Genomic DNA, 20,747 nt, shown 5'->3' with positions numbered 1-20,747 from the left:
GCGGCGAAAGCGGCGGCGCTGCCGGCGCCGGATCCGGCAACGGTGGTGCTGAAAGCGCCGGCCGAATTCCGCTATATCGGCAAGGGCGAAACGGCGCTGATCGACGGACGCGATATCGTCGGCGGCCGCGCGCACTACGGGATCGACACGCGGCTCGACGGGATGCTGTATGCGCTCGTCGCGCGACCGCCGGCCTACGGAGACACGGTGGCGTCGTTCGACGCATCGACCGTGGAGAAGCTGCCGGGTGTCGTCAAGGTCGTGCAGCTCGCGCCAACACCGCTGCCGTCCGGTTTCCAGCCGCTCGGCGGCGTAGCCGTCGTCGCGCGCGATACGTGGACGGCGATCCAGGCGCGCGCGCAGCTGAAGATCGACTGGAAGCGTGGGCCCAATGCGAACTACGACTCGGCCGCCTATCGCAAGACGCTCGAAGCGGCTGCCGCGCAACCGGGCGACGTGATCCGCAACGATGGCGATGCGGCGGCAGCGCTGGCCGGCGCCGCGAAGCGCGTGCGCGCGACGTACTACATCCCGCATCTCGCGCACGCGACGATGGAGCCGCCCGCGGCCGTCGCGCGCGTGGCGGACGGCCGCTGCGAAGTGTGGACCTGCACGCAGGCGCCGCAGACCACGCGCGACGAGGTCGCGAAAGCGCTCGGGTTGCCGACGGAGCGCGTGACGGTCAACGTGACGCTGCTCGGCGGCGGTTTCGGCCGCAAGTCGAAGCCCGACTACGTGGTGGAGGCGGCGCTGCTGTCGAAGGCGGTCGGCGCGCCCGTCAAGCTGACGTTCACGCGCGAGGACGATATCGCGCACGACTATTTCCACGCGGTGTCGCTCGAGGCGTTCGACGGCGGGATCGATGCATCGGGGAAAGTGGTCGCGTGGCAGCATCGCACGGTCGCGCCGTCGATCCAGTCGACGTTCCGGGCCGGCGTCGTGCATGAGCAGCCGGGCGAGCTTGCGCAGGGGATCGCGGACCTGCCGTTCGCGATTCCGAACGTGCGGATCGAGAATCCGGCCGCGGAAGCGCATACGCGGATCGGCTGGTTCCGCTCAGTCTACAACATCCCGCATGCGTTCGGCATCCAGAGCTTCGTGTCGGAGCTGGCGCACGCGGCCGGCCGCGATCCGAAGGATTTCCTGCTCGAACTGATCGGGCCCGCGCGGCGTTTCGAGCCGCACATCACCGTGAAGAACGTGAACTACGGCGAGGATCCGGCGCTGTATCCGGTCGATACGGGCCGGCTGCGGCGCGTGGTCGAGACGGTCGCGCGCGAAGCCGGCTGGGGGCGCAAGCTGCCGAAGGGGCACGGGCTCGGGATCGCCGCGCATCGCAGCTTCGTGTCGTATACGGCGGCGGTGTGCGAGGTGCAGGTCGATGCCGACGGCAAGATCACGGTGCCGCGAGTCGACATCGCGATCGATTGCGGGCCGCAGGTCAATCCGGAGCGGGTACGCTCGCAGCTCGAGGGCGCGGTGGTGATGGGGCTCGGCATCGCGCTGCACGGCGAGATCACGTTCAAGGACGGCCATCCTGAGCAGAGCAACTTCAACGGCTTCCAGGTGCTGCGCATGAACGAAGCGCCGCGTGAAATCCGCGTGCATCTCGTCGCGCCGGACGATTTCGCGACGCCGCTCGGCGGCGTGGGCGAGCCGGGCCTGCCGCCCGTTGCGCCGGCGCTGACCAATGCGATCTTCGCGGCGACCGGCACGCGCATCCGCAGCCTGCCGGTTGCCGATCAGCTCGCGAAGCCCCGCGCAGGGTGACACAATCCCCAGGCCGGGCCGCGTCGTGCGGCCCGGTACGCATCCATCCTTGAACAAGGAGTGTCGACGTGGCCTCATCCGATGTCAGCGTGAAACAGGCAGTTTCCCCCACCGAATGGGATGCGCGAGTCAACCTGGCGGCGGCCTACCGCCTCACCGCGCTGTTCGGCTGGGACGATCTCGTGTTCACCCATATTTCCGCGCGCGTGCCCGGCCCGGAGCACCACTTCCTGATCAACCCGTACGGGATGATGTTCGACGAGATCACCGCATCGTCGCTGGTGAAGGTCGACCTCGACGGACGCAAGGTGTCCGAATCACCTTACGAGATCAACCCGGCCGGCTTCACCATCCACAGCGCGGTGCATGCGGCCCGCGACGACGCGCTGTGCGTGATGCATACGCATTCGATCAACGGCGTCGCCGTGTCGGCGCAGGAAGGGGGCTTGCTGCCGCTGTCGCAGCAGTCGCTCGGCGTGCTGGCGTCGCTCGGCTATCACGACTACGAGGGCATTGCGCTCAACGAGGGCGAGAAGGCGCGCCTCGTGCACGACCTCGGCGCCAACACGAACCTGATGCTGCGCAACCACGGCCTGCTGACCGTCGGCGCGACGCCGGCAGACGCGTTCGTCGCGATGTACTTCTTCGAATCAGCCTGCATGATCCAGGTCCGTGCGCAGGCGGGCGGCTCGGCGCTGTTGCCGATCGCGCAGCCGATTCTCGACGGCATCAAGCAGCAGATCGCCGCGGTGACGCGCGGGATGGGCGCCGGGGCGCTCGTCTGGCCGGGCCTGCTGCGCCGGCTCGATCGGCGCAATCCCGGTTACGCGGACTAGCGCATCCGTCGTTGTCGTTTTAGAACGACCGTGCTAAATTCCTGCCAGCACTAGCGGTCACGGAACCCTTCATTCGGCTGACGAAGCCGGCCCCGGGAGGCAGCACGATGAGCTTGTTGATGTCGCGACGCGATCTCGCGTTCCTGCTGTATGACTGGCTCGACGCGGAAGCGCTCGTCGCGCTGCCGCGTTACGCCGAGCACAGTCGCGAGACGTTCGACGCGGTACTCGATACCAGCGAGCGGATTGCCGAAGACCTGTTCGCGCCGCATGCGGCGCGTGGCGATCGCGAGGAGCCGCAGTTCGACGGCGAGCGCGTGACGCTGATCCCGGACGTCGCACCGGCCGTGCGCGCCTTTGCGGATGCCGGGCTGATCGCCGCGGGCCATGACGAAGCGCTCGGCGGCATGCGCTTGCCGAAACTGGTCGAAGCCGCTTCGTTCCTGTTCTTCCAGGCCGCGAACATCGCAACGGCCGCCTATCCGTTCCTGACCGTCGCCAACGCGAACCTGCTCGTCGCGCACGGCAGCCCCGCGCAGATCGACGCGTTCGCGCGCCCGGAACTGGAAGGGCGCTACCTCGGCACCATGTGCCTGTCCGAGCCGCAAGCCGGTTCGTCGCTGTCCGACATCGCGACGCGCGCGGATTTCGAAGGCGACTCGCCGCTCGGCCCGCGCTACCGGCTGACGGGCAACAAGATGTGGATCTCGGGCGGCGAACACGAGCTGACGGAGAACATCGTCCATCTCGTGCTTGCGAAGATTCCCGACGAACACGGCCGGCTGCTGCCCGGCACGCGCGGCATCTCGCTGTTCATCGTGCCCAAGTACCTGCCGGGCGCCGACGGCGCGGCGCAGGGCGAGCACAACGACGTGGTGCTCGCCGGGCTGAACCACAAGATGGGTTACCGTGGCACCACCAACTGCCTGCTGAACTTCGGCGAAGGCACGCGCTACCGTCCGGAAGGGCGCGCAGGCGCGATCGGCTATCTGGTCGGCCAGCCGAACCACGGCCTCGCGTATATGTTCCACATGATGAACGAAGCGCGCATCGGTGTCGGCGCGGGCGCGGTGGCGCTCGGTTACACGGGTTATCTGCACGCGCTCGACTACGCGCGCAACCGGCCGCAAGGGCGCCCGCTCGGGCCGGCGGGCAAGGATGCCGCCGCGCCGCAGGCGCCGATCGTCGAACATCCCGACGTGCGGCGCATGCTGCTCGCGCAGAAGGCCTATGTCGAAGGCGGTCTTGCGCTGATCCTGTATTGCGCGAAGCTGGTCGATGAAGCACGCGCGCACGACGACGCGGACGTGCGCGCCCATGCTACGCGCCTGCTCGACATCCTGACGCCGATCGCGAAAAGCTGGCCGTCGCAGTGGTGTCTCGCTGCGAACGACCTCGCGATCCAGGTGCACGGCGGCTATGGCTACACGCGCGATTACGCGGTCGAGCGGCTCTATCGCGACAATCGTCTCAATCCGATTCACGAAGGCACGCACGGGATCCAGGCGCTCGACCTGCTGGGCCGCAAGGTCGCACAGGACGATGGCGCGTTGCTGCACGCACTCGATGCACGGATCGGCGCGACCGTCGAACGTGCACGCACGCTCGATGCCGGCCTGCGCGAACAGGCCGATGCACTGGCGCAGCGCTGGGCGCGGCTGGTCGAGGTCACGCGGCAACTCGGCGCGATCGGCGATCCGCAGGCGCGGCTCGCGAACGCGAGCGTCTATCTGGAAGCGTTCGGCCATGTCGTCGTCGCGTGGCTGTGGCTCGACGTAACGCTCGCCGCGCACGGGCAGGCCGACGATTTCCACGACGGCAAGCGTGCGGCGGCCCGCTATTTCTTCAACTGGGAATTGCCGAAAGTGGATGCGCAGCTCGATCTGCTCGCGAGCGTCGACACGACGACGCTCGACATGCGCGACGCGTGGTTCTGATCATTGCTTCACCAACATTCCGGAATGCAGACGATGTCGCGGATGCCGATTCCGTCGGCTGTCGCGGGTTCGTCGTGAACCGGCCGTGCGGGCCTGCCCCGCAGGATGACTCGATGCGCGGCCACGCCGCACAAGGAGAGAGACGAACATGAAAGCCCTGTTGTGTACCGCATTCGGCCCGATCGACAGCTTGCGCATCGAGGACGTGGCGATTCCCGAACCGGCCGCGGGCCAGGTCCGGGTGCAGGTGAAGGCCGCGTCGCTCAATTTCCCCGACGCGCTGATCGTCCAGGGGTTGTACCAGGTGAAGCCGGCGCTGCCGTTTTCGCCGGGCGCGGAATTTGCCGGCGTGATCGACGCGGTGGGTGAGGGCGTGACCGCGTGGCAGCCGGGTGATTCGGTGGTCGCGTTCACCGGGCACGGCGGGTTCGCGCAGCAGTGCGTGGCCGACGTGCACCAGATTGCCGCATTGCCGCCGGGCATGACCTTCGAGCAGGGCGCGGCACTGGTGCTCGCGTATGGCACGTCGCTGCACGCATTGCAGCAGCGGGCGCGGCTGCAAGAAGGCGAGACGTTGCTCGTACTGGGCGCGGCGGGCGGCGTTGGCCTCGCGGCGATCGAGATCGCGAAGGCGCTCGGCGCGCGTGTGATCGCGGCCGCGTCGAGTGCGGACAAGCTGGCGTTGTGTCGTGAGGCGGGCGCCGACGAGACGATCGACTATGCGACCGAAGACCTGCGCCGCCGTGTGGACGAGTTGACCGGCGGGCGCGGCGCCGACGTCGTCTACGATCCGGTGGGCGGCGCCTACAGCGAGGCGGCGTTGCGCGCGACCGCCTGGCACGGCCGGTTCCTCGTGGTCGGTTTCGCGGCCGGCGAGATTCCGAAGATCGCGCTGAACCTGGCGCTGCTCAAGGAGCGCGACATTCTGGGCGTGTTCTGGGGCGATGCCGTGCGCCGCGACCCGAAGCAGCATGTCGCGAACATGCGCCTGCTTGCCGAATGGTTCGCAGCCGGCAAGGTGCGGCCTGCGATCACCGAGCGCGTGTCGCTCGCCGGTGCGACCGACGCGATCGCGCGGATGGCGAACCGGCAGGTGAAGGGCAAGGTGGTGATCCTGCCGGACGCGTAACCGGCGTTCCGCGCGCGTCGTGCCGGTGGACGCCGCGCGGTTGCGGTTTAGCGCTCGAGCGCGTTACGCAATCTGCTGCAGAAGGGCGGCGACCCGCTGCCCGAGCGCACGATGCTGATCGGCCGCGAAGTGAACGCCATCCACCGGGCTCACCTCGATGATCGCGCCGGCGTCGAGAAAGTGCGCACCGGCATCGTTTGCCACCTGTTCGTACCGCTTCGCGAGCTGCCGCGACTTCGCTGCGCCGCCTGCGAAGATCTCGCCGAGGAAGCCGACCTCGACGATCGGCGCAGGCGCCATCAGCACGAGCTTCGGTGACGCACCGGACGGACCCGCACCGCACGCAGCGATCTCGGCAAGCAATACGCCGACCGACGTCGCGATATCGGCGGGCGTGACGGAGAAGCGTGTCTTCAGATCGTTGGTCCCGAGCATCAGCACGACGACGTCGACCGGCAAGTGGCTTTCGAGGCACGCGCGCAGATACGACAAACCGTTCTTGTGCCGGCCTTCGATCGGATCGTCATGCACGGTCGTCCGCGCGGGCAACCCTTCTTCAATGACCCGCCAGCTCGCACCGAGCGTTTGCGCCAGCACGCCGGTCCAGCGTTCCTCGCGGGCAAACCGGTCCAGTACGCCGGCACGCGTCATCGGGCGTGTGCCGTGCGTGTTCGAATCGCCGTAGCAGAGCACGGTTTTCTGCGTCATCGTCATTTGCTCCGTCAGTCGGTCAGTCTTTCGGCGAGCGCAGCACGTCGAGCGCATGCTGCGAGAATTCGACCCAGAACCGCTCGTTCGCGATGCCGGCCTGCAGCACCAGATGCTGAAGGCGCTTCGTGCGCGAATCGGCGTCTTCCGAAAAATCGCGCGCCTCGATTTGCAGATACAGGTCGAGCTTTTCCTGGTGCAGCGCGATGCGTCGCCTGATTTCGTCCTCGAGGCCGGCCGGGCCGAGCACCGCTTCCGCGCGCAGACGCACCATCAGCGCTTCGCGCAGCGGCGTCGGATCTTCCGGTTCGGCGATCCAGCGCCGCAACTCCTTCTTGCCGGCCGGCAGGATCCGGTACGCGCGCTTGCGGCCGCGCCCCGATTCGGCCGGCAGCGATTCGATCCAGCCCGTTTCCTCGAGACGCCCCAGCTCGCGATAGATCTGCTGGTGCGTCGCCTGCCAGAAATAGCCGATCGAGCGATCGAAGCGGTCGGCGAGTTCGGAGCCTGAACCCGGGCGTTCGGCGAGGGCGGTGAGGAGTGCGTGGGGCAGGGACATGTCGGATCGGAGGAGGCCGCGGAATGAACCGCATCTTGCCATATCGGGGCCACGGTACAAGATGCTGGATGCGTTTATGCAACGGGTTGCGTAAACGAAAGGGGTGAACTACTATCTGTGCAACTTGTTGCATAAAAAATGGAGACACCCCATGACATCGCGTTATCCGCATCTGACGACCCCGCTCGAGCTCGGCTTCACGTCGCTCAGGAACCGAGTGCTGATGGGGTCGATGCACGTCGGCCTCGAGGAAGCACCGAACGGCTTCGAGCGAATGGCGGCGTTCTATGCCGAGCGCGCGCGCGGCGAAGCCGGCCTGATCGTGACGGGCGGATTCGCGCCGAACGAGCGCGGCCGTCCGGCGCCGGGTGGTGCAATGCTGACGAACGAAGCGGAAGCCGAGCGTCACCGTGTCGTGACGCGTGCGGTGCACGCGGAGGGCGGCAAGATCGCACTGCAGATCCTGCATTTCGGGCGCTACGCGTATCACCCGGCGCTCGCCGCGCCGAGTGCGCTGAAGGCGCCGATCAACCCGTTCACGCCGCATGCGCTGAGCAGCGATGAAGTCGACGAGACGATTGCCGATTTCGTGCACTGCGCGGCGCTCGCGCAGCATGCCGGTTACGACGGCGTCGAGATCATGGGGTCGGAGGGCTACCTGATCAACGAGTTCATCGCCGCGCGCACGAACCATCGCGACGACGCATGGGGCGGCGCCTACGAGAACCGCATCCGGTTCCCGGTCGAGATCGTGCGACGCGTGCGCGAGCGGGTCGGCACGAACTTCATCGTGATCTACCGGCTGTCGATGCTCGACCTCGTCGAAGGCGGCTCGACGCTCGACGAAGTGATCCGGCTCGCACAGGCAATCGAAGCGGCCGGTGCAACGATCATCAATACGGGTATCGGCTGGCACGAGGCGCGCATTCCGACCATCGCGACGAAGGTGCCGCGCGCCGCGTATGCATGGGTCACGCGGCAGTTGATGGGCAAGGTCGGCATCCCGCTCGTCGCGACCAACCGGATCAACACGCCGGAAGTCGCCGAGCAACTGCTCGCCGACGGCTATTGCGACATGGTGTCGATGGCGCGGCCGTTCCTCGCCGATGCCGAGTTCGTCCGCAAGGCGCGGGAAGGGCGCGCGGACGAAATCAACACGTGCATCGGCTGCAACCAGGCCTGCCTCGACCATACGTTCAGCGGCAGGATCACGTCGTGTCTCGTGAATCCGCGCGCGTGTCATGAAACCGAGCTCGTGATTCGCCCGGCGCAGCAGCGCAAGCGGATCGCCGTGGTCGGCGCCGGGCCGGCTGGCCTCGGCTTCGCGGTCACCGCGGCCGAGCGCGGTCATGCGGTGACGCTGTACGAAGCCGGCGCCGAGATCGGCGGCCAGTTCAACATCGCGAAGAAGGTGCCCGGCAAGGAAGAATTCAACGAGACGCTGCGCTATTTCCGCCGGCAGATCGAACTGCGCGGCGTGACGCTTCACCTCGATACGCGTGCGACCGCCGAGATGCTGCTGCAAGGCGAATTCGACGAAGTGGTGATCGCGACGGGCATCGTGCCGCGTACGCCGCCGATCGATGGTGTCGGGCACGCGAAGACGCTCGGCTATCTCGACGTGTTGCGCGATGACCAGGCCGTGGGCAGCAGCGTCGCGATCGTCGGCGCCGGCGGAATCGGCTTCGACGTCGCGGAATACCTCGTTCATCGCGCGGGCGCCGAGCACGTCGACGCGGGCCGGTTCTTCACGGAGTGGGGTGTCGACCCGTCGTATGCGAACGCAGGCGGCTTGCGCCACGCGCACCCCGAACCGGCGGCGCGACAAATTCATCTGCTGCAGCGCAAGGCGTCGAAGGTCGGCGACGGGCTCGGCAAGACCACCGGCTGGATCCACCGCACGGGGCTGAAGGCGCGCGGCGTCGGAATGTCGTCGGCGGTGACCTACCGGCGCATCGACGACGATGGCTTCCATGTGACGATCGACGGCGTCGAACAGACGCTGCCGGTGGACAACGTCGTGATCTGCGCGGGACAGGAGCCGTTGCGCGAACTGGCGGAACAGCTGGAGGCCGCCGGGCGCAAGGTGCACGTGATCGGTGGCGCGTACGAAGCGGCCGAGCTCGATGCGAAACGCGCGATTCACCAGGGCACGACGCTGGCCGCCACCCTTTGAGATTTGAAACCGATTCGCTTCTTTTCCGCCCGACGATACAGGAGTCTTCGATGACGAACGCACCGCTGCATCTTCAACCCGCCGTCGCGCAATCGCTCGACAAGTGGCATGCGATGATCGAACGCAAGGATTTTGGCGCACTGGAATCGATCGTCCATCCGGACGCCGTGTTCCGTTCGCCGATGGCGTTCAAGCCCTACGGGCCGGCGCCCGCGCTATTGCTGGCGCTGCGCACGGTGATCACGATCCTCCAGGATTTCACCTATTACCGGCAGTTCGTCACCGACGACGGCAAGAGCGTGGTGCTGGAGTTCAGCGCGGCCGTCGGCGACAAGGCGCTGAAAGGGATCGACATGATCCGCTTCGACGACGAAGGGCGGATCGTCGAATTCGAGGTCATGATCCGGCCGTTCAATGCGCTGCAGGCGCTCGGTACGGAAATGGGCGCGCGGCTCGCGCAGCAGTTGCCGGCGTTCAAGATCGGTAGCTGAGCAGGGCGATTGCGGCGCGGTGGCCGCCGCGTTCAGCGCGCGAGCTGAGCCCGTGCGAGCCGACCCAGGCATCGGACGCCGTCCTCGATGTGTTCGTTCCACACATGCCCCGCGCTCAGGCGCAGGCAATGACGAAAGCGCCGGCTGGCGGAGAAGATGTCGCCCGGCGCAAAGCAGATACCTTGTTCGAGCGCGGCATCGAACAGCGCGCGTGAATCGAATCGCTTCGGCAGTTCGAGCCAGAGCACGAATCCGCCGGCTGGCCGGCTTACTTTCGTGTCGGCCGGAAAGCTGGCCTCGATCGTGCGCGTCATCCGCGCCAGGTTGTCCTCGAACACGCGCCGGATGCGGCGCAAATGTGCATCGTATGCGCCGCTCGCGAGGAAGTCGGCCACCGCGACCTGCAGCAACACGGGGCCGCACAGGCTGAGCGCAAGCTTGCGTTCCATCACCTGCCGAGTGCGCGCACCCGCCGCGATCCAGCCGATCCGGTATCCCGGGGCGAGGCTTTTCGAGAACGAACTGCAGTAGATCGTATCGGCCCCGCTGTCGAGCGCGCTGAACGGCCTCGGCCTATCTCGCCCGAAGTGGATGTCGCCGTAGACGTCGTCTTCGATCAGCGGCACGCGATGGCGTGCGAGCAGGGCAAGCAGCGCCCGTTTGTCGTCCTCGCTCATCGCGGAGCCGAGCGGATTACCGAAGCTCGACGACAGCACGCAGGCGGCGATCGATTCCGCTTCGAGCCGCTGCGCGAGCATGCCGACTTCGACACCGCGCAGCGGGTCGGTCGGCAACTCCAGCGCCTTCAGTCCCAGTGCCTCCAGCGTGTGAAGCAGGCCGAAGTAGGTCGGCGATTCCACCGCAATCGTATCGCCGCGCGTTGCCACCGCATTCAGCGCGAGCGTCAACGCTTCGGTGCAGCCGTTCGTGACGAGGATGTCGTCGGCGGACAGCGGATGGCCGAAGCGCATGGCCCGCCGCGCGATTTCGCGGCGCAGCGCCGGTTCGCCGTAGGGCGCGCAATAGACGTTGTAGCGCGTGCCATGCTGGCGCGCCGCGCGGGCGAGGGCCAGGTCGAGCCGCTTCGATTGCAGCAGCGCCGGATCGGGCACCGCGCATCCGAGCGGCACGAGCGCCGAGTTGGCCGCATGTTCGAGCATCGCGGCGACTGCGCCGCTGATCGACACCGTCGATGCCTTCGCGCGCGAACGCGATGCGCTCGGCAAGGCAAGCGTGTCGCCGCGCGCGGCCGCGACATAGAAGCCCGACTGCGGCCGCGATACGAGCACGCCGCGATCTTCGAGCAGACGGTATGCCTGCAGCGCGGTGGACACGCTGATGCGCTGCTGTTCGCTGACGGTACGCACGGACGGCAGCCGGGTGCCCGGCGCCAGCGTACCGTTCTCGATCATGCCGACGATGAGGTCGGCCAGCTGCCTGTAGCGGAATGACGTCTGCGTTTCCATGGGGTACCAGCGGCAGGGGAGTGTCCGATTATCGACCGTTCGACGCGATCTCGCCACGCCTAATTGTGTCGGTTCAATCGGCAGAAAATTGTGGCTGTTATGGTTTTTGTGCGGGCGCTACGATGGCGGTGATCCGATCCATCGATCGGCCATTGCGAGGCTTGCCCATGCAGACGACACAAACGCATTCCGGCGGGTGGCGCGGACGATTTCCGTACAACGAAATCATCTCGCTGCTCGACGTGAACCGGACGTTCAACCTGGCGGAGAGCACGTCGCAAGACCTGACGGTCGGCGAGCTGCTGGATCTGGCCGGCGTCGAAGCGGTCCGCAACCTGAAGCTCGGCTACAGTCAGTCGGCGGGTGCAGCGGTGTTGCGCGATGCGATTGCCGACACCTGCAATGTGCGTGCCGAGCAGATCGTGACGACGCAAGGCACCGCGCTCGGGCTGTTTCTGCTGGCCTATGAAGTGTGCCGGCCCGGCGACGAGGCCGTGCTGGCGACACCCTGCTTTCCACCGAGTCGAGACTGCCTGGTCGGCGCCGGGGCAACGGTGCGTGAAGTGCGGCTGTCGTTCGAGAACGGCTACCGGCTGGACCTCGCGCAGTTCGACGCGAGCCTGTCGTCGAAGACGCGGCTGGTCAGCATCGCATCCCCGCAGAATCCGGGCGGCGTGCAGGCGTCGCGCGCGGAGATCGATGCATTGCTGGCGCTGATGGCGCAACGGTGCCCGGACGCGATACTGTTCATCGACGAGACCTATCGCGAAGCAAGCTACGGCGATGCGGCCGTGGCAGCCAGTTTCGCGGGTGTCGATCCGCGCATCGTCACGGGGTCGTCGGTGTCGAAAGCGCTGGGCGCGCCCGGTCTGCGGACCGGGTGGCTCACGGTGGCCGATGCGGGGCTTCGGGCGCGTCTGCTCGTCGCGAAACTGAGTACGGTGATCTCGGGTTCGGTGCTCGACGAGACGCTGGCGGCGACCGTGCTGCGCCACCGCGAACACGTGCTTGCGCCCCGTCGCCGGCTGCTTGCGGGCGCGCTCGATGTCGTGTCGGGCTGGTGCGAACGTGAGCGTGCGCGGGTCGAGTGGGTGCGGCCCGATGCGGGCGCACTGTGCTGCGTGCGGTTGCGTCAGGATGCTTTCGACGAGCAGGCCGTGTCGCGCTTCTGGCAGAAGTTGCCGGATCACGACGTGCAGCTCGCTTCAGGGACGTGGTTCGGCGAAAGCAGCCGCGTGTTCAGGCTCGGGTTCGGTTATCTGCCACTGGAGCGACTGCCGTCTGCGTTGATGGCGCTGTCTCGGGCGATGGATGCAGCGGTTGCATGAATCGGTTGCATGAATCGGGGGCCCGGCGTCCGGGCGCGACGAACATCATTGAAAGTCAGGAGTGACACCATGAAGGTAAGGATTGCGTACATCGAGGAGCCGCCGTTCTACTGGACGGCAGAAGACGGTACCGTGACCGGCGCGGATGTCGAGGTGGCCGAGGTGGTGCTGCGTGCGATCGGCGTGACGGAAATCGAATATCACCCGACGTCGTTCGAGGCGCTGCTGCCGGGCGTACAGGCCGGGCGCTGGGACATGAACGTGCCGATCTTCGTGACGGCCGAACGCGCACGGCATGTGACGTTCAGCGTCCCGGTGTGGGCGATCGGCGACGGTTTCGTGCTGCAGGCCGGCAACCCGAAGCAGTTGACGAGTTACGCGGCGATCGCGGCGCGCAGCGATGCGCGGTTGGCGTGCGTGACCGACCAGGTGCAGATCGATTCGGCCAGGGCGGCCGGCGTGCGCGACGCTCAGATCGTCATCTTCAAGGATCAACCCGACGCAGTGGCCGCGTTGCTTGCAGGGCAGGTCGACGCGTTCGCGAGCACCGCGATCGGGGCCCGCGCGGTCGCCGACACGGACGAGCGGCTGGAGGCCGTCTCGCATGAGCGCGGCGCGGGTGAGGCCGCGCCCGTGGGCGGATTTTCGTTCAGCCAGAACAGCGACACGCTCGTGCAGGCCGTGAACGCGAAGCTGCGCGAGTATCTCGGCTCGGCCGATCATCGCGAGCGGATGGCGAAGTACGGTTTCACGCATGCGGAAATCGACGGCGTGGTGGAGAACGGCGGCGCGAAGTCGTAATGTCGCGCGCGGGGTCGGCCGTTCCCACGGTCGACCCCGCACGCGTGATCATTCAGCCGCAGCTTGCGCGAACCGCTCGACGAACCAGTCGCAGACGAACGCGGTTCGCTCGGACGCGTGGTTGTAGATCGTGTGCTCGCCGTCCGGCCAGACCTTGAGCGTCGTCTCGCTGGACGTCGCCGCATCGAGAAACGGTTGCTGATCGTCGAGCCGGATCAGCGGATCTTCGCCGCCGTGCAGCACCAGCAGCGGGCACGCGATGCGGTCGCGTTCGGACGAGAAGCTCATCCGCGCGAAATTCGCCGCGACCGCATCGGGATCGTCGTTGCCGAGCATGGCTGCAGCCTGTTCGACGAACGTGCGGAACGGCAGCAGCGTCGGCGCCGCGAGTGCGCCGTTCACGCAGCAGGCGGCGATCCGTTGGTCGCTCGCAGCGGTCGATGCGGCCCACAACCCGCCGATGCTGTTCCCCCAGATGCCGATCGGCCCGGGTACGCGATCGATGGCAGCATCGACGAAGCACCGGTATGCGGCGCTCATGTCGACGTCGACGAAGATCCGCTGTTCGAGCCGCGTCTCGCCCTGGCCCGGCCCTTCGGCGAGCAGCGTGGCGACGCCGCGCGCCGCGAGCGCGCGTGCGATCGGCCAGTACGCGAAGCCCCAGCCGCTCTGGCCGCCGAAGAGGATGACGGTGCCGCGGACGCGTTCGGTCGGCGGCCGGACCAGCCAGCCGATCAGGTGCGCATCGCCGAACGGCACTTCGACGCGTTCGATGCGCTTGTCGGACCAGCGCGCGAGACCGTGCGACGCGTCGACGAGCCGCGCATAGAGCGCGCGCTTGCGCGGTACATCATGATTGAACGCCATCTGCGCAAACAGCAGGTTCGCGATCGCCATCGCCTGTGCGTCGGCGGCCGTGACCAGGTGGCCGGCTTCCGCCGCCTGCGCGGCACGCGTGAGCTGCGCGTCGGCCAGTGCTTCGGCCGCGACGTCCCACGGTTCGCCTGCGGACGTGCGCGCGTGCAGCGCCATTGCGTCCGCATAGTCCATTCCGCAGTCGAGCAAGCGCGTGACGGGCATCGCGCGTTGCAGGGACAGCGCGAACGGTGACAGTTCGGTCGTCATGCGTAGGTTTCCTTACTAGACGTGAGTGACGGCCGCCGAAGCCGCGGACGGCTCGGTCGATGCGGCGAACCAGTGCAGCTTGTCGCTGAGTGCATCGACGAGCGTGCCGAGGTCGCGCAGGTCGGCCACCGAACCGAACACGATGAAATCGGGCCGCGCGATATACGCGCCGATCCCGTGCGCCTGCATGAACGCTTGCTGCTCGCCGTCGAGGTCGACCACGGCATCGGGTGCGCTCACGTCGTCGGACAGCACGGCCACGTGACAGCCGAGCCGCGCGAGAAACGCACGCTGCGCGTCGTCGAGGTAGCGGGAAGGGTGTTCGCGCGCGACGAGCTGGAATCCCCGGCCGACCACATCGTCGAAACGGCCCTCGGCCGCGCCGCGGCGCACGCGCCCCTGCGGCGCGGGCGCCCCGGTCGTCGGCTGGCGCGTGCCGTCGGCTTCGTCGTGCAGGATGCCGTGGTCGAGCTTCGGGAGCGGCGGCATCGGCGGCATGTTGCCGGAGCGGAATGCCGCGTCGCGCTCGGCGACCTTGCGCGGATCGTCCTCGTTGACGACTTGCCCGAGAAACAGCGACATCTGCGTGATCGCGGTCACGTGCGGGCGACGCTCGGCTTCGAACGTGTCGAGCAGGTCGGCGGAGGCGCGCCCGGTCAGCACCAGGTCGAGCTTCCACGCGAGGTTGATGCCGTCGCGCATGCCGGAGCACGCGCCTTGTCCCATGTACGGCATCATCGTGTGCGCCGCATCGCCGGCGAGCAGCACGCGGCCGGCGCGCCAGCGTTCGGCCATGCGCGTCTCGAACGTGTAGACGACGTGGCGCAGCAGCTTCAGGTCGTCCGGGCCGTAGCCGTAGTGGTCGTTGAGCCACTTCCAGCCGGCTTCTTCCGTTTCCCATTCGGCGGTCGATTCGTCCGGCAGCACGCGCAGTTCGAACCGCGTGCGCTTCGTGCCGATCGGCATGTGCATGTATGCGCGCGCCGGATCGCAGTAGATCGTCGTGCGCGCACAGCAGTCGCCCAGGTCGCGCTTGTTCTCCGAATCGAGATTGAGCCAGCGCTCGTTGTAGCCGAAATCGGATCGTTCGATGCCGAGCGTGCGGCGCACGAAGCTGTTCGCGCCATCGGCGCCGATCACGTAGCGGGCGCGAATGGCGCGCGGCGCGCCGGTCCATTGCGCGTCCTGGCTGCCGCGCGCCGGATGCGCGGTCAGCGTCACGCCGTCGTCGTCCTGCAGCAGCGTGTCGACTTCCCAGCCGCGCAGGATCGTCACGTTCTTGAAGGTGCTGGCGCGCGCATCGATCGCGTCCTCGATGTCGGGCTGGTAGATCGAGATGTGCGCGGGATAGCCGCACGCGCGGCCGGTCCAGTTCAGTTCGAGCAGCAGGTCGCCGTTCGCATCGCGGTAGTGGTAGGTGTCGACGGCTTTCGCATTGCGCAGCGCGTGATCGACGTCGGCACTCGCCTGCACGATGCGTGCGGTTTCGCCGTCGATGTGCGTGAGGCGCGGCAGGCCGTAGGGCGTCGGCCAGCGTTCGAGGACGATCACGCGATGGCCGGCGCGGCCCAGCATCGATGCGGCGACGAGGCCGGTCGGGCCGTAGCCGACGATGGCGACGTCACAGTGTTCGACGGTGCTGTCGCCGTGGGCGCTCGATTCGGTATTCATGCGGGGTGTCTCCATGACGGGGGCGTTTGTTGGTCTGTCGTGTGTTCGATTCAGCGCGCGGTCGAGCCGGGCAGGTTGCCGTCGAAGGCGTCCTGCAGCAGCGCGCGCAGGCCGTCGCGTTCGATCGGGCGCGGGTTCCAGTACGGATTGGCGGCCGCGAGATCGGCGGCGCGATCGAGGTCGGCTTCCTGCATGCCGATGGCCTTCAACGAGACCGGCGCGCCGTTGTCGAGCGCCAGTGCGTAGAGGCCGCGTGCGGCGTCGTTCGTGCCGATCGCGCGGGCGATCCGCTGCATCGCGTCCGGCGCGTGCGCGGCGTTGTACGCGAGCGCATGCGGCAGCACGACCGTGTGGGTCGGCGCGTGCGGCAGGTTGAAGCTGCCGCCGAGCGTATGACACAGCTTGTGGTGCAGCGCCATGCCGACGTTGCCGAGCACCATGCCGCACAACCACGCGCCGTAGAGCGCGTCGCTGCGCGCGTCGAGATCGGCGGGGTCGCGCCGCACGCCGGGCAGGCCGCGGGCGAGCGCGCGAATGCCTTCTTCGGCCACGAGGCTCATCACCGGATTCGCGTTGTTCGCGTAGAGGCCTTCCGCCGCGTGCGCGATCGCATTGAGGCCGCTCGTCACGGACAGCTCGACGGGCAGCGTGACGGTGAGCGCGGGATCGTAGATCACCGTTTTCGGCAGGACACGTGCATCGGAGCCCGTGCGCTTGAGGCCGCCTTCGGTGAGGCCGTAGATCGGCGTCATCTCGCTGCCGGCGTACGTGGTCGGTATCGCGAGGATCGGCAGGCTGCTTTCGAGTGCGATCGCCTTGCCGAGGCCGATCGTCGAGCCGCCGCCGATCGCGATCGCGCAGTCGGCATTGCACGATTTGGCGAACGCCTGCGCATCGCGGGCAATCTCGATCGGCACGTGCATCGTTGCGCGATCGTAGAGTCCGGCCGCGCGCGCACCGAGCCGCTCGACGATGCGTTGCGCGAGGTCGCGCTGTTCCGGCGTGCAGAGCACGATCGCGCGTTGCGCGCCCAGTTCCAGCACTTCGCGTTCGAGATGCTCGAGGCTGCCTGCGCCGAAGATCACACGGGCGGGGCGGGCCTGGTAGATGAAGTTCATGTCGTCGTCACTCCGTTGCGTAGTCGACCTGGTGGCGCGCGATGCGCAGGCCCGTCAGTGCGTCGCGTACGCGTGTGTGTTCGGGATGCGTCGCGTAAGCGTCGAGTGCTTCGCGCGACTCGAAGTCGGCGACGAGAATCAGGTCGCACGCGTAATCGGCCGCACTGAAATCCGCACCGACTTCGAGGTGCGTCATGCCCGGAATCCGGCCGCGCAGGCTTTCGAAGGCGGTCTTGACGGTGGTGCGTGCCACCGCGCGCTCGGGTTCGGTCGCGCCGGCGACGTTCCACATCACGACGTGGCGGATCATGCGGTGCGCTCCGCGGGATTGAGCACGAAGTCGTAATCGAGCGTGTAGAACGGCGTGTCCATGCGCGAGCCATCCGGTGCGATGCCGGGCGCGTGCCGCACCCAGTCCGCAACGAGCGTCGACCGTACGCCGAACACCGCATCGGAGTCGAGATAGCGGTCGCCGTCGCGGAACACGTGCGTGATCAGCGTTTCGTAGCCGCGCGCCTCGATCATGAAGTGCAGGTGCGCGGGGCGCCACGGATGACGGCCGAGCGCATCGAGCATCGCGCCGACGGGGCCGTCGTGCGGAATCGGATACGGTTCGGCGAGGATCGAGCGGAATGCGTAACGGCCGTCGGCGCCGGTGCGCAACCGGCCGCGCGCGCGGTGCGTGACCGAGCCGTCGTCGGCCGGGAGCTGCACGTCGTAGTGCCCGTCCTCGTCGGCTTGCCAGACTTCCAGCGATGCGTGCGCGATCGGCATGCCGTCGATGCCGCGCACATGGCCCGACACGAAGCAGGGCTCGCCGCAGGCGCCGTTCGCGATGTCGTCGAACATCCCGAAATCGCGGCTGCCTTCGACGTAAAACGGACCGAATACGGTCGCCTCCGTGCAGCCGGCCGGCTTCGCATGGTTCTGCGCGGTGACGAGGGTCGACAGCCCGAGCACGTCGGACAGCAGGATGAACTCCTGGCGCTTGTCGTCGGTGATGTGGCCCACCGCCGTCAGGAAACCGATCGCGGTCTGCCATTCGGCTTCGGTGAGCTTCGTCTCGCGGGCAAACGAGTGCAGGTGCTGGACGAGGCTGGTCATCACCGTGCGCAACCGCTCGTCGCGACAGCCGCCCAGCGACGCGATCACGGCCTGCGTGATGGTGTCTTCGTTGAGATTGCGCATAGGGGGTGTCTCCTGATGTCGTTGGATGGCGCGTTGACGTAACATTAATTCCTCCTTGAATCGTAAAAAAGATGGTTTGGAGGAGTTTTGTTCTCCGCCAAGTGGAAGAATCGAACGCATGGACAAGTGGACGCAGATCGAATTTTTCGTGCAGGTCGCCGAACTGGGCAGCCTGTCGAAGGCCGCCGAGCGGCTCGGGATGTCGAGCGCGGCGGCGAGCCGCTGCCTGAACGCGCTGGAGGAACGGCTGGGTGCGCGGCTCGTCGAGCGCACCACGCGGCGCCTGTGGCTGACCGACGCCGGGCATGAATATCACCGGCGCTGTGTCGCGATCCTGATGGAACTGTCGGAAGCCGATGCGGCGGTCAACGAAGCGAGCGTCAATCCGGCCGGCACGCTGCGCGTGACCGCTTCGGTCTCGTTCGCGTCGATCTATATCGCGCCCGCATTGCCCGAGTTCCACCGGCGCTATCCGAACCTGAACGTACAGATCGTCGCGGCGAACCGCTATCCGGATTTCATCGAGGCCGGCATCGACGTGGCGATCCGCACGCGCGAGCATGAAGCGGATTCGGGCATCACCGTGCGCAAGCTCGCCGAGACGCGGCGCGTGCTGGCCGCGTCGCCCGGGTATCTGGCGAAGCACGGCGCGCCGGTGACGCCCGATGCGCTGTGCGATCACCGGCTGCTGGTCTACAACCTCGCGAACGATCCGTACGTGCTGCATTTCCGCCACGGCGCGAAGAAGCAGTCGGTCACGATCAAGAGCGTGCTCGATGCGAACGAGGGGCAGGTGATCCGCGCCGCGGCGCTGGCCGGGCTCGGCATCCTGATCCAGCCGCTCTACATCATTCACGACGATATCGTCGCGGGGAAGCTGGTGCCGGTGCTCACCGACTGGCAACTGCCGGCGCTCACCGTCAACATCGCGTACCAGAGCCGCCGTCACCAGCCGGCGAAGATCCGCGTGTTCACCGAGTTCCTGATCGAACGGTTCGAACGCCTCGGGCTCGCGCGCAAATGGAAGGAAGTCGGCCGCTGATCGCAGGCCGGCGCTGCACCGTCGCGCATTTCTCCGTGTGACGGAGAACTGTTCTCCCGAACGTCGTCTTTTTCGCCGCTGTCGTGCGCTTTACATTGCGTCTCCCCGGGCCTGCGATGCCCGGCTCGCGATTACACGATAACAATCCGGTCTGGAGACGACATGAAATTCGCATTGCGACGGGTGCCGTTGGCACTCCTGATCGCCGGAGCCATTCAGGTTCCGGCGTCGGCCACGGAGAACGGGCAGATCAGCTATCCGTTCGGCGTCAACACGGTGCTGAACGGGCTGCTTCCGCCGCCCGGCAACACGCAGTACTTCAACTACGCGCTGTACTCGGCATCGAACCGGTTTGCCGGGCCGGACGGCGGCAGCGCGGTGCCGGGGTTCCACCTGAGCGTTGTCGCTGAGACGCCGCGCGTGGTCCACACCTGGGGCGCGACCTTCGGGCCGTTTTCGTTGTCGAGCAGCGCGATCGTACCGATCGTGCACCTGCATCTGTCGACGCCGGGCGGGACGGGAAACCGCACGTCGCTCGGCGACGTGATCCTCGAGCCGTTCATGCTCAACTATGCGAACGCCTCGAAGACCTTCTTCGCGTTCTTCTCGCCGTCGTTCGCGGTGCCGACCGGCGCGTATGCGGTGAACCGGATCGCGAACACGGGGCTGAACACGTATGCGTTCCTGCCGTACGTCAGCACGACCTGGTTTCCAGGCCGCGACTGGGAGATCTCGACGACCACGCTGCTGGAGCTGAATTCGCCGAACCATGCGACGCGGTACCACTCGGGGGCGGTCGCCGTGCTCGACTACCTGATCGGCTATTCGATCGACCGGCGCGTGCAGCTCGGCGTGCAGGGCACGCTCCTGAAGCAGTTCACCGACGATACGCAGGACGGCGTCAAGGTTGCGTCGGACGGCTTTCGCGGGCAATCGGTCGCGATCGGCCCGCAGCTGCGCTACATGTGGGGGCCGGCGTCGGGCGTGGTCGTGAAATACCAGCACGAGTTCGCGGTGCGCAACCGGCCGCAGGGCGACAAGCTCTGGGTGCAGTTCAGTTTCCCGTTGTAGGCGCGGCGCGCGACGCCCGTCGGCAGGGCGGTCGGCACAACCTGACAAATTCCTGACGGGTCGGGTTGATATTTTGTATCATCTGACGTTTTGCGTCGCCGGCCGCCCGGGCTACCGGTGTGGCCGCGCGCGGCGACTCCATACGAAGATCGATACGACGTGACGAAAACCAGGAACACGCCGGCGCGCGGGGAGCGGCACGCTGTCGCGCCGCGCCGGCCCACCCGCGCGTGGCGCGCACGCGGCTGCACGACCCTGCTGGGTTGCGCGATGGCGACCTCCGGCGCGATGGCCGCCGAAGCGGCCGCACCCGCGCCGGACGAGCGGCATG

The 20,747-nt window shown here is 67.3% G+C and carries 18 protein-coding genes; 10 read left to right on the top strand and 8 right to left on the bottom strand.

Going from position 1 to position 20,747, the window contains the following annotated elements; translation table 11 throughout:
* The 4 genes from G3N99_RS14730 to G3N99_RS14715 all read left to right on the top strand — a co-directional run.
* Positions 1-1,770 (top strand): molybdopterin cofactor-binding domain-containing protein (locus G3N99_RS14730; protein ID WP_206122743.1); only part of this gene is annotated, 1,770 nt, incomplete at its 5' end.
* Positions 1,771-1,838: 68 nt separating this feature from the next.
* Complete coding sequence (locus G3N99_RS14725; protein ID WP_174934778.1) at positions 1,839-2,606, top strand: class II aldolase/adducin family protein; 768 nt, start codon at positions 1,839-1,841, stop codon at positions 2,604-2,606.
* 107 nt (positions 2,607-2,713) lie between these two features.
* A complete protein-coding gene (locus G3N99_RS14720; RefSeq protein ID WP_206122742.1) occupies positions 2,714-4,543 on the top strand; it encodes an acyl-CoA dehydrogenase in 1,830 nt (609 codons plus the stop codon).
* A gap of 148 nt (positions 4,544-4,691) precedes the next feature.
* Positions 4,692-5,672 carry an NADPH:quinone oxidoreductase family protein gene (locus tag G3N99_RS14715; protein ID WP_174934775.1) on the top strand — a complete coding sequence of 327 codons (981 nt, stop codon included), beginning with the start codon at positions 4,692-4,694 and terminating at the stop codon, positions 5,670-5,672.
* A gap of 63 nt (positions 5,673-5,735) precedes the next feature.
* On the opposite strand, the gene G3N99_RS14710 is transcribed toward G3N99_RS14715, so the two are convergent.
* Both G3N99_RS14710 and G3N99_RS14705 read right to left on the bottom strand, forming a co-directional pair.
* Positions 5,736-6,380, bottom strand: coding sequence for an SGNH/GDSL hydrolase family protein (locus G3N99_RS14710; protein ID WP_206122741.1), 645 nt, complete (start codon positions 6,378-6,380; stop codon positions 5,736-5,738).
* A 22-nt stretch (positions 6,381-6,402) separates the two neighbouring features.
* Positions 6,403-6,939, bottom strand: a complete 537-nt coding sequence (locus G3N99_RS14705; RefSeq protein ID WP_174934771.1) for a PadR family transcriptional regulator — start codon at positions 6,937-6,939, stop codon at positions 6,403-6,405.
* Between the two features lie 151 nt (positions 6,940-7,090).
* On the opposite strand from G3N99_RS14705, the gene G3N99_RS14700 reads away from it, so the two are divergent.
* Positions 7,091-9,115: an NADPH-dependent 2,4-dienoyl-CoA reductase gene (locus G3N99_RS14700; protein WP_206122740.1), complete on the top strand. Its 2,025-nt coding sequence runs from the start codon at positions 7,091-7,093 to the stop codon at positions 9,113-9,115.
* A 50-nt stretch (positions 9,116-9,165) separates the two neighbouring features.
* Positions 9,166-9,606 (top strand): nuclear transport factor 2 family protein, encoded by a 441-nt coding sequence (locus G3N99_RS14695; RefSeq protein ID WP_174934767.1) that lies wholly within the window; start codon positions 9,166-9,168, stop codon positions 9,604-9,606.
* Between the two features lie 32 nt (positions 9,607-9,638).
* Here the strand turns inward: G3N99_RS14695 and G3N99_RS14690 are convergent, their stop codons facing one another.
* Positions 9,639-11,072 carry a PLP-dependent aminotransferase family protein gene (locus G3N99_RS14690; RefSeq protein ID WP_206122739.1) on the bottom strand — a complete coding sequence of 478 codons (1,434 nt, stop codon included), beginning with the start codon at positions 11,070-11,072 and terminating at the stop codon, positions 9,639-9,641.
* A gap of 167 nt (positions 11,073-11,239) precedes the next feature.
* Between G3N99_RS14690 and G3N99_RS14685 the strand changes: the two genes are divergently transcribed.
* The gene (locus G3N99_RS14685) at positions 11,240-12,400 is read left to right on the top strand and encodes a pyridoxal phosphate-dependent aminotransferase (protein WP_206122738.1); all 1,161 of its coding nucleotides are present in this window, start codon (positions 11,240-11,242) and stop codon (positions 12,398-12,400) included.
* Positions 12,401-12,469: 69 nt separating this feature from the next.
* The gene (locus G3N99_RS14680; protein WP_174987215.1) at positions 12,470-13,201 is read left to right on the top strand and encodes a transporter substrate-binding domain-containing protein; all 732 of its coding nucleotides are present in this window, start codon (positions 12,470-12,472) and stop codon (positions 13,199-13,201) included.
* Positions 13,202-13,249: 48 nt separating this feature from the next.
* On the opposite strand, the gene G3N99_RS14675 is transcribed toward G3N99_RS14680, so the two are convergent.
* The 5 genes from G3N99_RS14675 to G3N99_RS14655 are packed head-to-tail and all read right to left on the bottom strand — an operon-like array spanning position 13,250 to position 18,303.
* Positions 13,250-14,326, bottom strand: a complete 1,077-nt coding sequence (locus tag G3N99_RS14675) for an alpha/beta hydrolase (protein WP_206122737.1) — start codon at positions 14,324-14,326, stop codon at positions 13,250-13,252.
* A 15-nt stretch (positions 14,327-14,341) separates the two neighbouring features.
* The gene (locus G3N99_RS14670; protein WP_206122736.1) at positions 14,342-15,997 is read right to left on the bottom strand and encodes a bifunctional 3-(3-hydroxy-phenyl)propionate/3-hydroxycinnamic acid hydroxylase; all 1,656 of its coding nucleotides are present in this window, start codon (positions 15,995-15,997) and stop codon (positions 14,342-14,344) included.
* Positions 15,998-16,047: 50 nt separating this feature from the next.
* Complete coding sequence (locus G3N99_RS14665; protein ID WP_206122735.1) at positions 16,048-17,115, bottom strand: maleylacetate reductase; 1,068 nt, start codon at positions 17,113-17,115, stop codon at positions 16,048-16,050.
* 7 nt (positions 17,116-17,122) lie between these two features.
* A complete protein-coding gene (locus G3N99_RS14660) occupies positions 17,123-17,425 on the bottom strand; it encodes a Dabb family protein (RefSeq protein ID WP_174934753.1) in 303 nt (100 codons plus the stop codon).
* The gene (locus G3N99_RS14655) at positions 17,422-18,303 is read right to left on the bottom strand and encodes an intradiol ring-cleavage dioxygenase (protein ID WP_174934750.1); all 882 of its coding nucleotides are present in this window, start codon (positions 18,301-18,303) and stop codon (positions 17,422-17,424) included. The genes G3N99_RS14660 and G3N99_RS14655 overlap by 4 nt, the downstream gene beginning before the upstream one ends.
* 118 nt (positions 18,304-18,421) lie before the next feature.
* Here G3N99_RS14655 and G3N99_RS14650 point away from each other — a divergent pair, with 118 nt between their 5' ends.
* The gene (locus G3N99_RS14650; protein WP_174934748.1) at positions 18,422-19,345 is read left to right on the top strand and encodes a LysR family transcriptional regulator; all 924 of its coding nucleotides are present in this window, start codon (positions 18,422-18,424) and stop codon (positions 19,343-19,345) included.
* A gap of 162 nt (positions 19,346-19,507) precedes the next feature.
* Positions 19,508-20,416: a transporter gene (locus tag G3N99_RS14645; protein ID WP_206122734.1), complete on the top strand. Its 909-nt coding sequence runs from the start codon at positions 19,508-19,510 to the stop codon at positions 20,414-20,416.
* Positions 20,417-20,747 lie beyond the last annotated feature (331 nt).

The sequence above is a fragment of the Burkholderia sp. Ac-20392 genome, from assembly GCF_017104585.1.
GTDB classification, from domain to species: Bacteria; Pseudomonadota; Gammaproteobacteria; order Burkholderiales; family Burkholderiaceae; genus Burkholderia; species Burkholderia lata.
Note: the sequence above shows the minus strand (reverse complement) of the source record. Positions and strands in the feature narration are given on the sequence as shown.

Coding starts and splice junctions, on each gene's coding strand:
- G3N99_RS14720 (WP_206122742.1), top strand. CDS start 2,714: ATGAGCTTGTTGATGTCGCGACGCGATCTCGCGTTCCTGCTGTATGAC.
- G3N99_RS14715 (WP_174934775.1), top strand. CDS start 4,692: ATGAAAGCCCTGTTGTGTACCGCATTCGGCCCGATCGACAGCTTGCGC.
- G3N99_RS14710 (WP_206122741.1), bottom strand. CDS start 6,380: ATGACGCAGAAAACCGTGCTCTGCTACGGCGATTCGAACACGCACGGC.
- G3N99_RS14705 (WP_174934771.1), bottom strand. CDS start 6,939: ATGTCCCTGCCCCACGCACTCCTCACCGCCCTCGCCGAACGCCCGGGT.
- G3N99_RS14700 (WP_206122740.1), top strand. CDS start 7,091: ATGACATCGCGTTATCCGCATCTGACGACCCCGCTCGAGCTCGGCTTC.
- G3N99_RS14695 (WP_174934767.1), top strand. CDS start 9,166: ATGACGAACGCACCGCTGCATCTTCAACCCGCCGTCGCGCAATCGCTC.
- G3N99_RS14690 (WP_206122739.1), bottom strand. CDS start 11,072: ATGGAAACGCAGACGTCATTCCGCTACAGGCAGCTGGCCGACCTCATC.
- G3N99_RS14685 (WP_206122738.1), top strand. CDS start 11,240: ATGCAGACGACACAAACGCATTCCGGCGGGTGGCGCGGACGATTTCCG.
- G3N99_RS14680 (WP_174987215.1), top strand. CDS start 12,470: ATGAAGGTAAGGATTGCGTACATCGAGGAGCCGCCGTTCTACTGGACG.
- G3N99_RS14675 (WP_206122737.1), bottom strand. CDS start 14,326: ATGACGACCGAACTGTCACCGTTCGCGCTGTCCCTGCAACGCGCGATG.
- G3N99_RS14670 (WP_206122736.1), bottom strand. CDS start 15,997: ATGAATACCGAATCGAGCGCCCACGGCGACAGCACCGTCGAACACTGT.
- G3N99_RS14665 (WP_206122735.1), bottom strand. CDS start 17,115: ATGAACTTCATCTACCAGGCCCGCCCCGCCCGTGTGATCTTCGGCGCA.
- G3N99_RS14660 (WP_174934753.1), bottom strand. CDS start 17,425: ATGATCCGCCACGTCGTGATGTGGAACGTCGCCGGCGCGACCGAACCC.
- G3N99_RS14655 (WP_174934750.1), bottom strand. CDS start 18,303: ATGCGCAATCTCAACGAAGACACCATCACGCAGGCCGTGATCGCGTCG.
- G3N99_RS14650 (WP_174934748.1), top strand. CDS start 18,422: ATGGACAAGTGGACGCAGATCGAATTTTTCGTGCAGGTCGCCGAACTG.
- G3N99_RS14645 (WP_206122734.1), top strand. CDS start 19,508: ATGAAATTCGCATTGCGACGGGTGCCGTTGGCACTCCTGATCGCCGGA.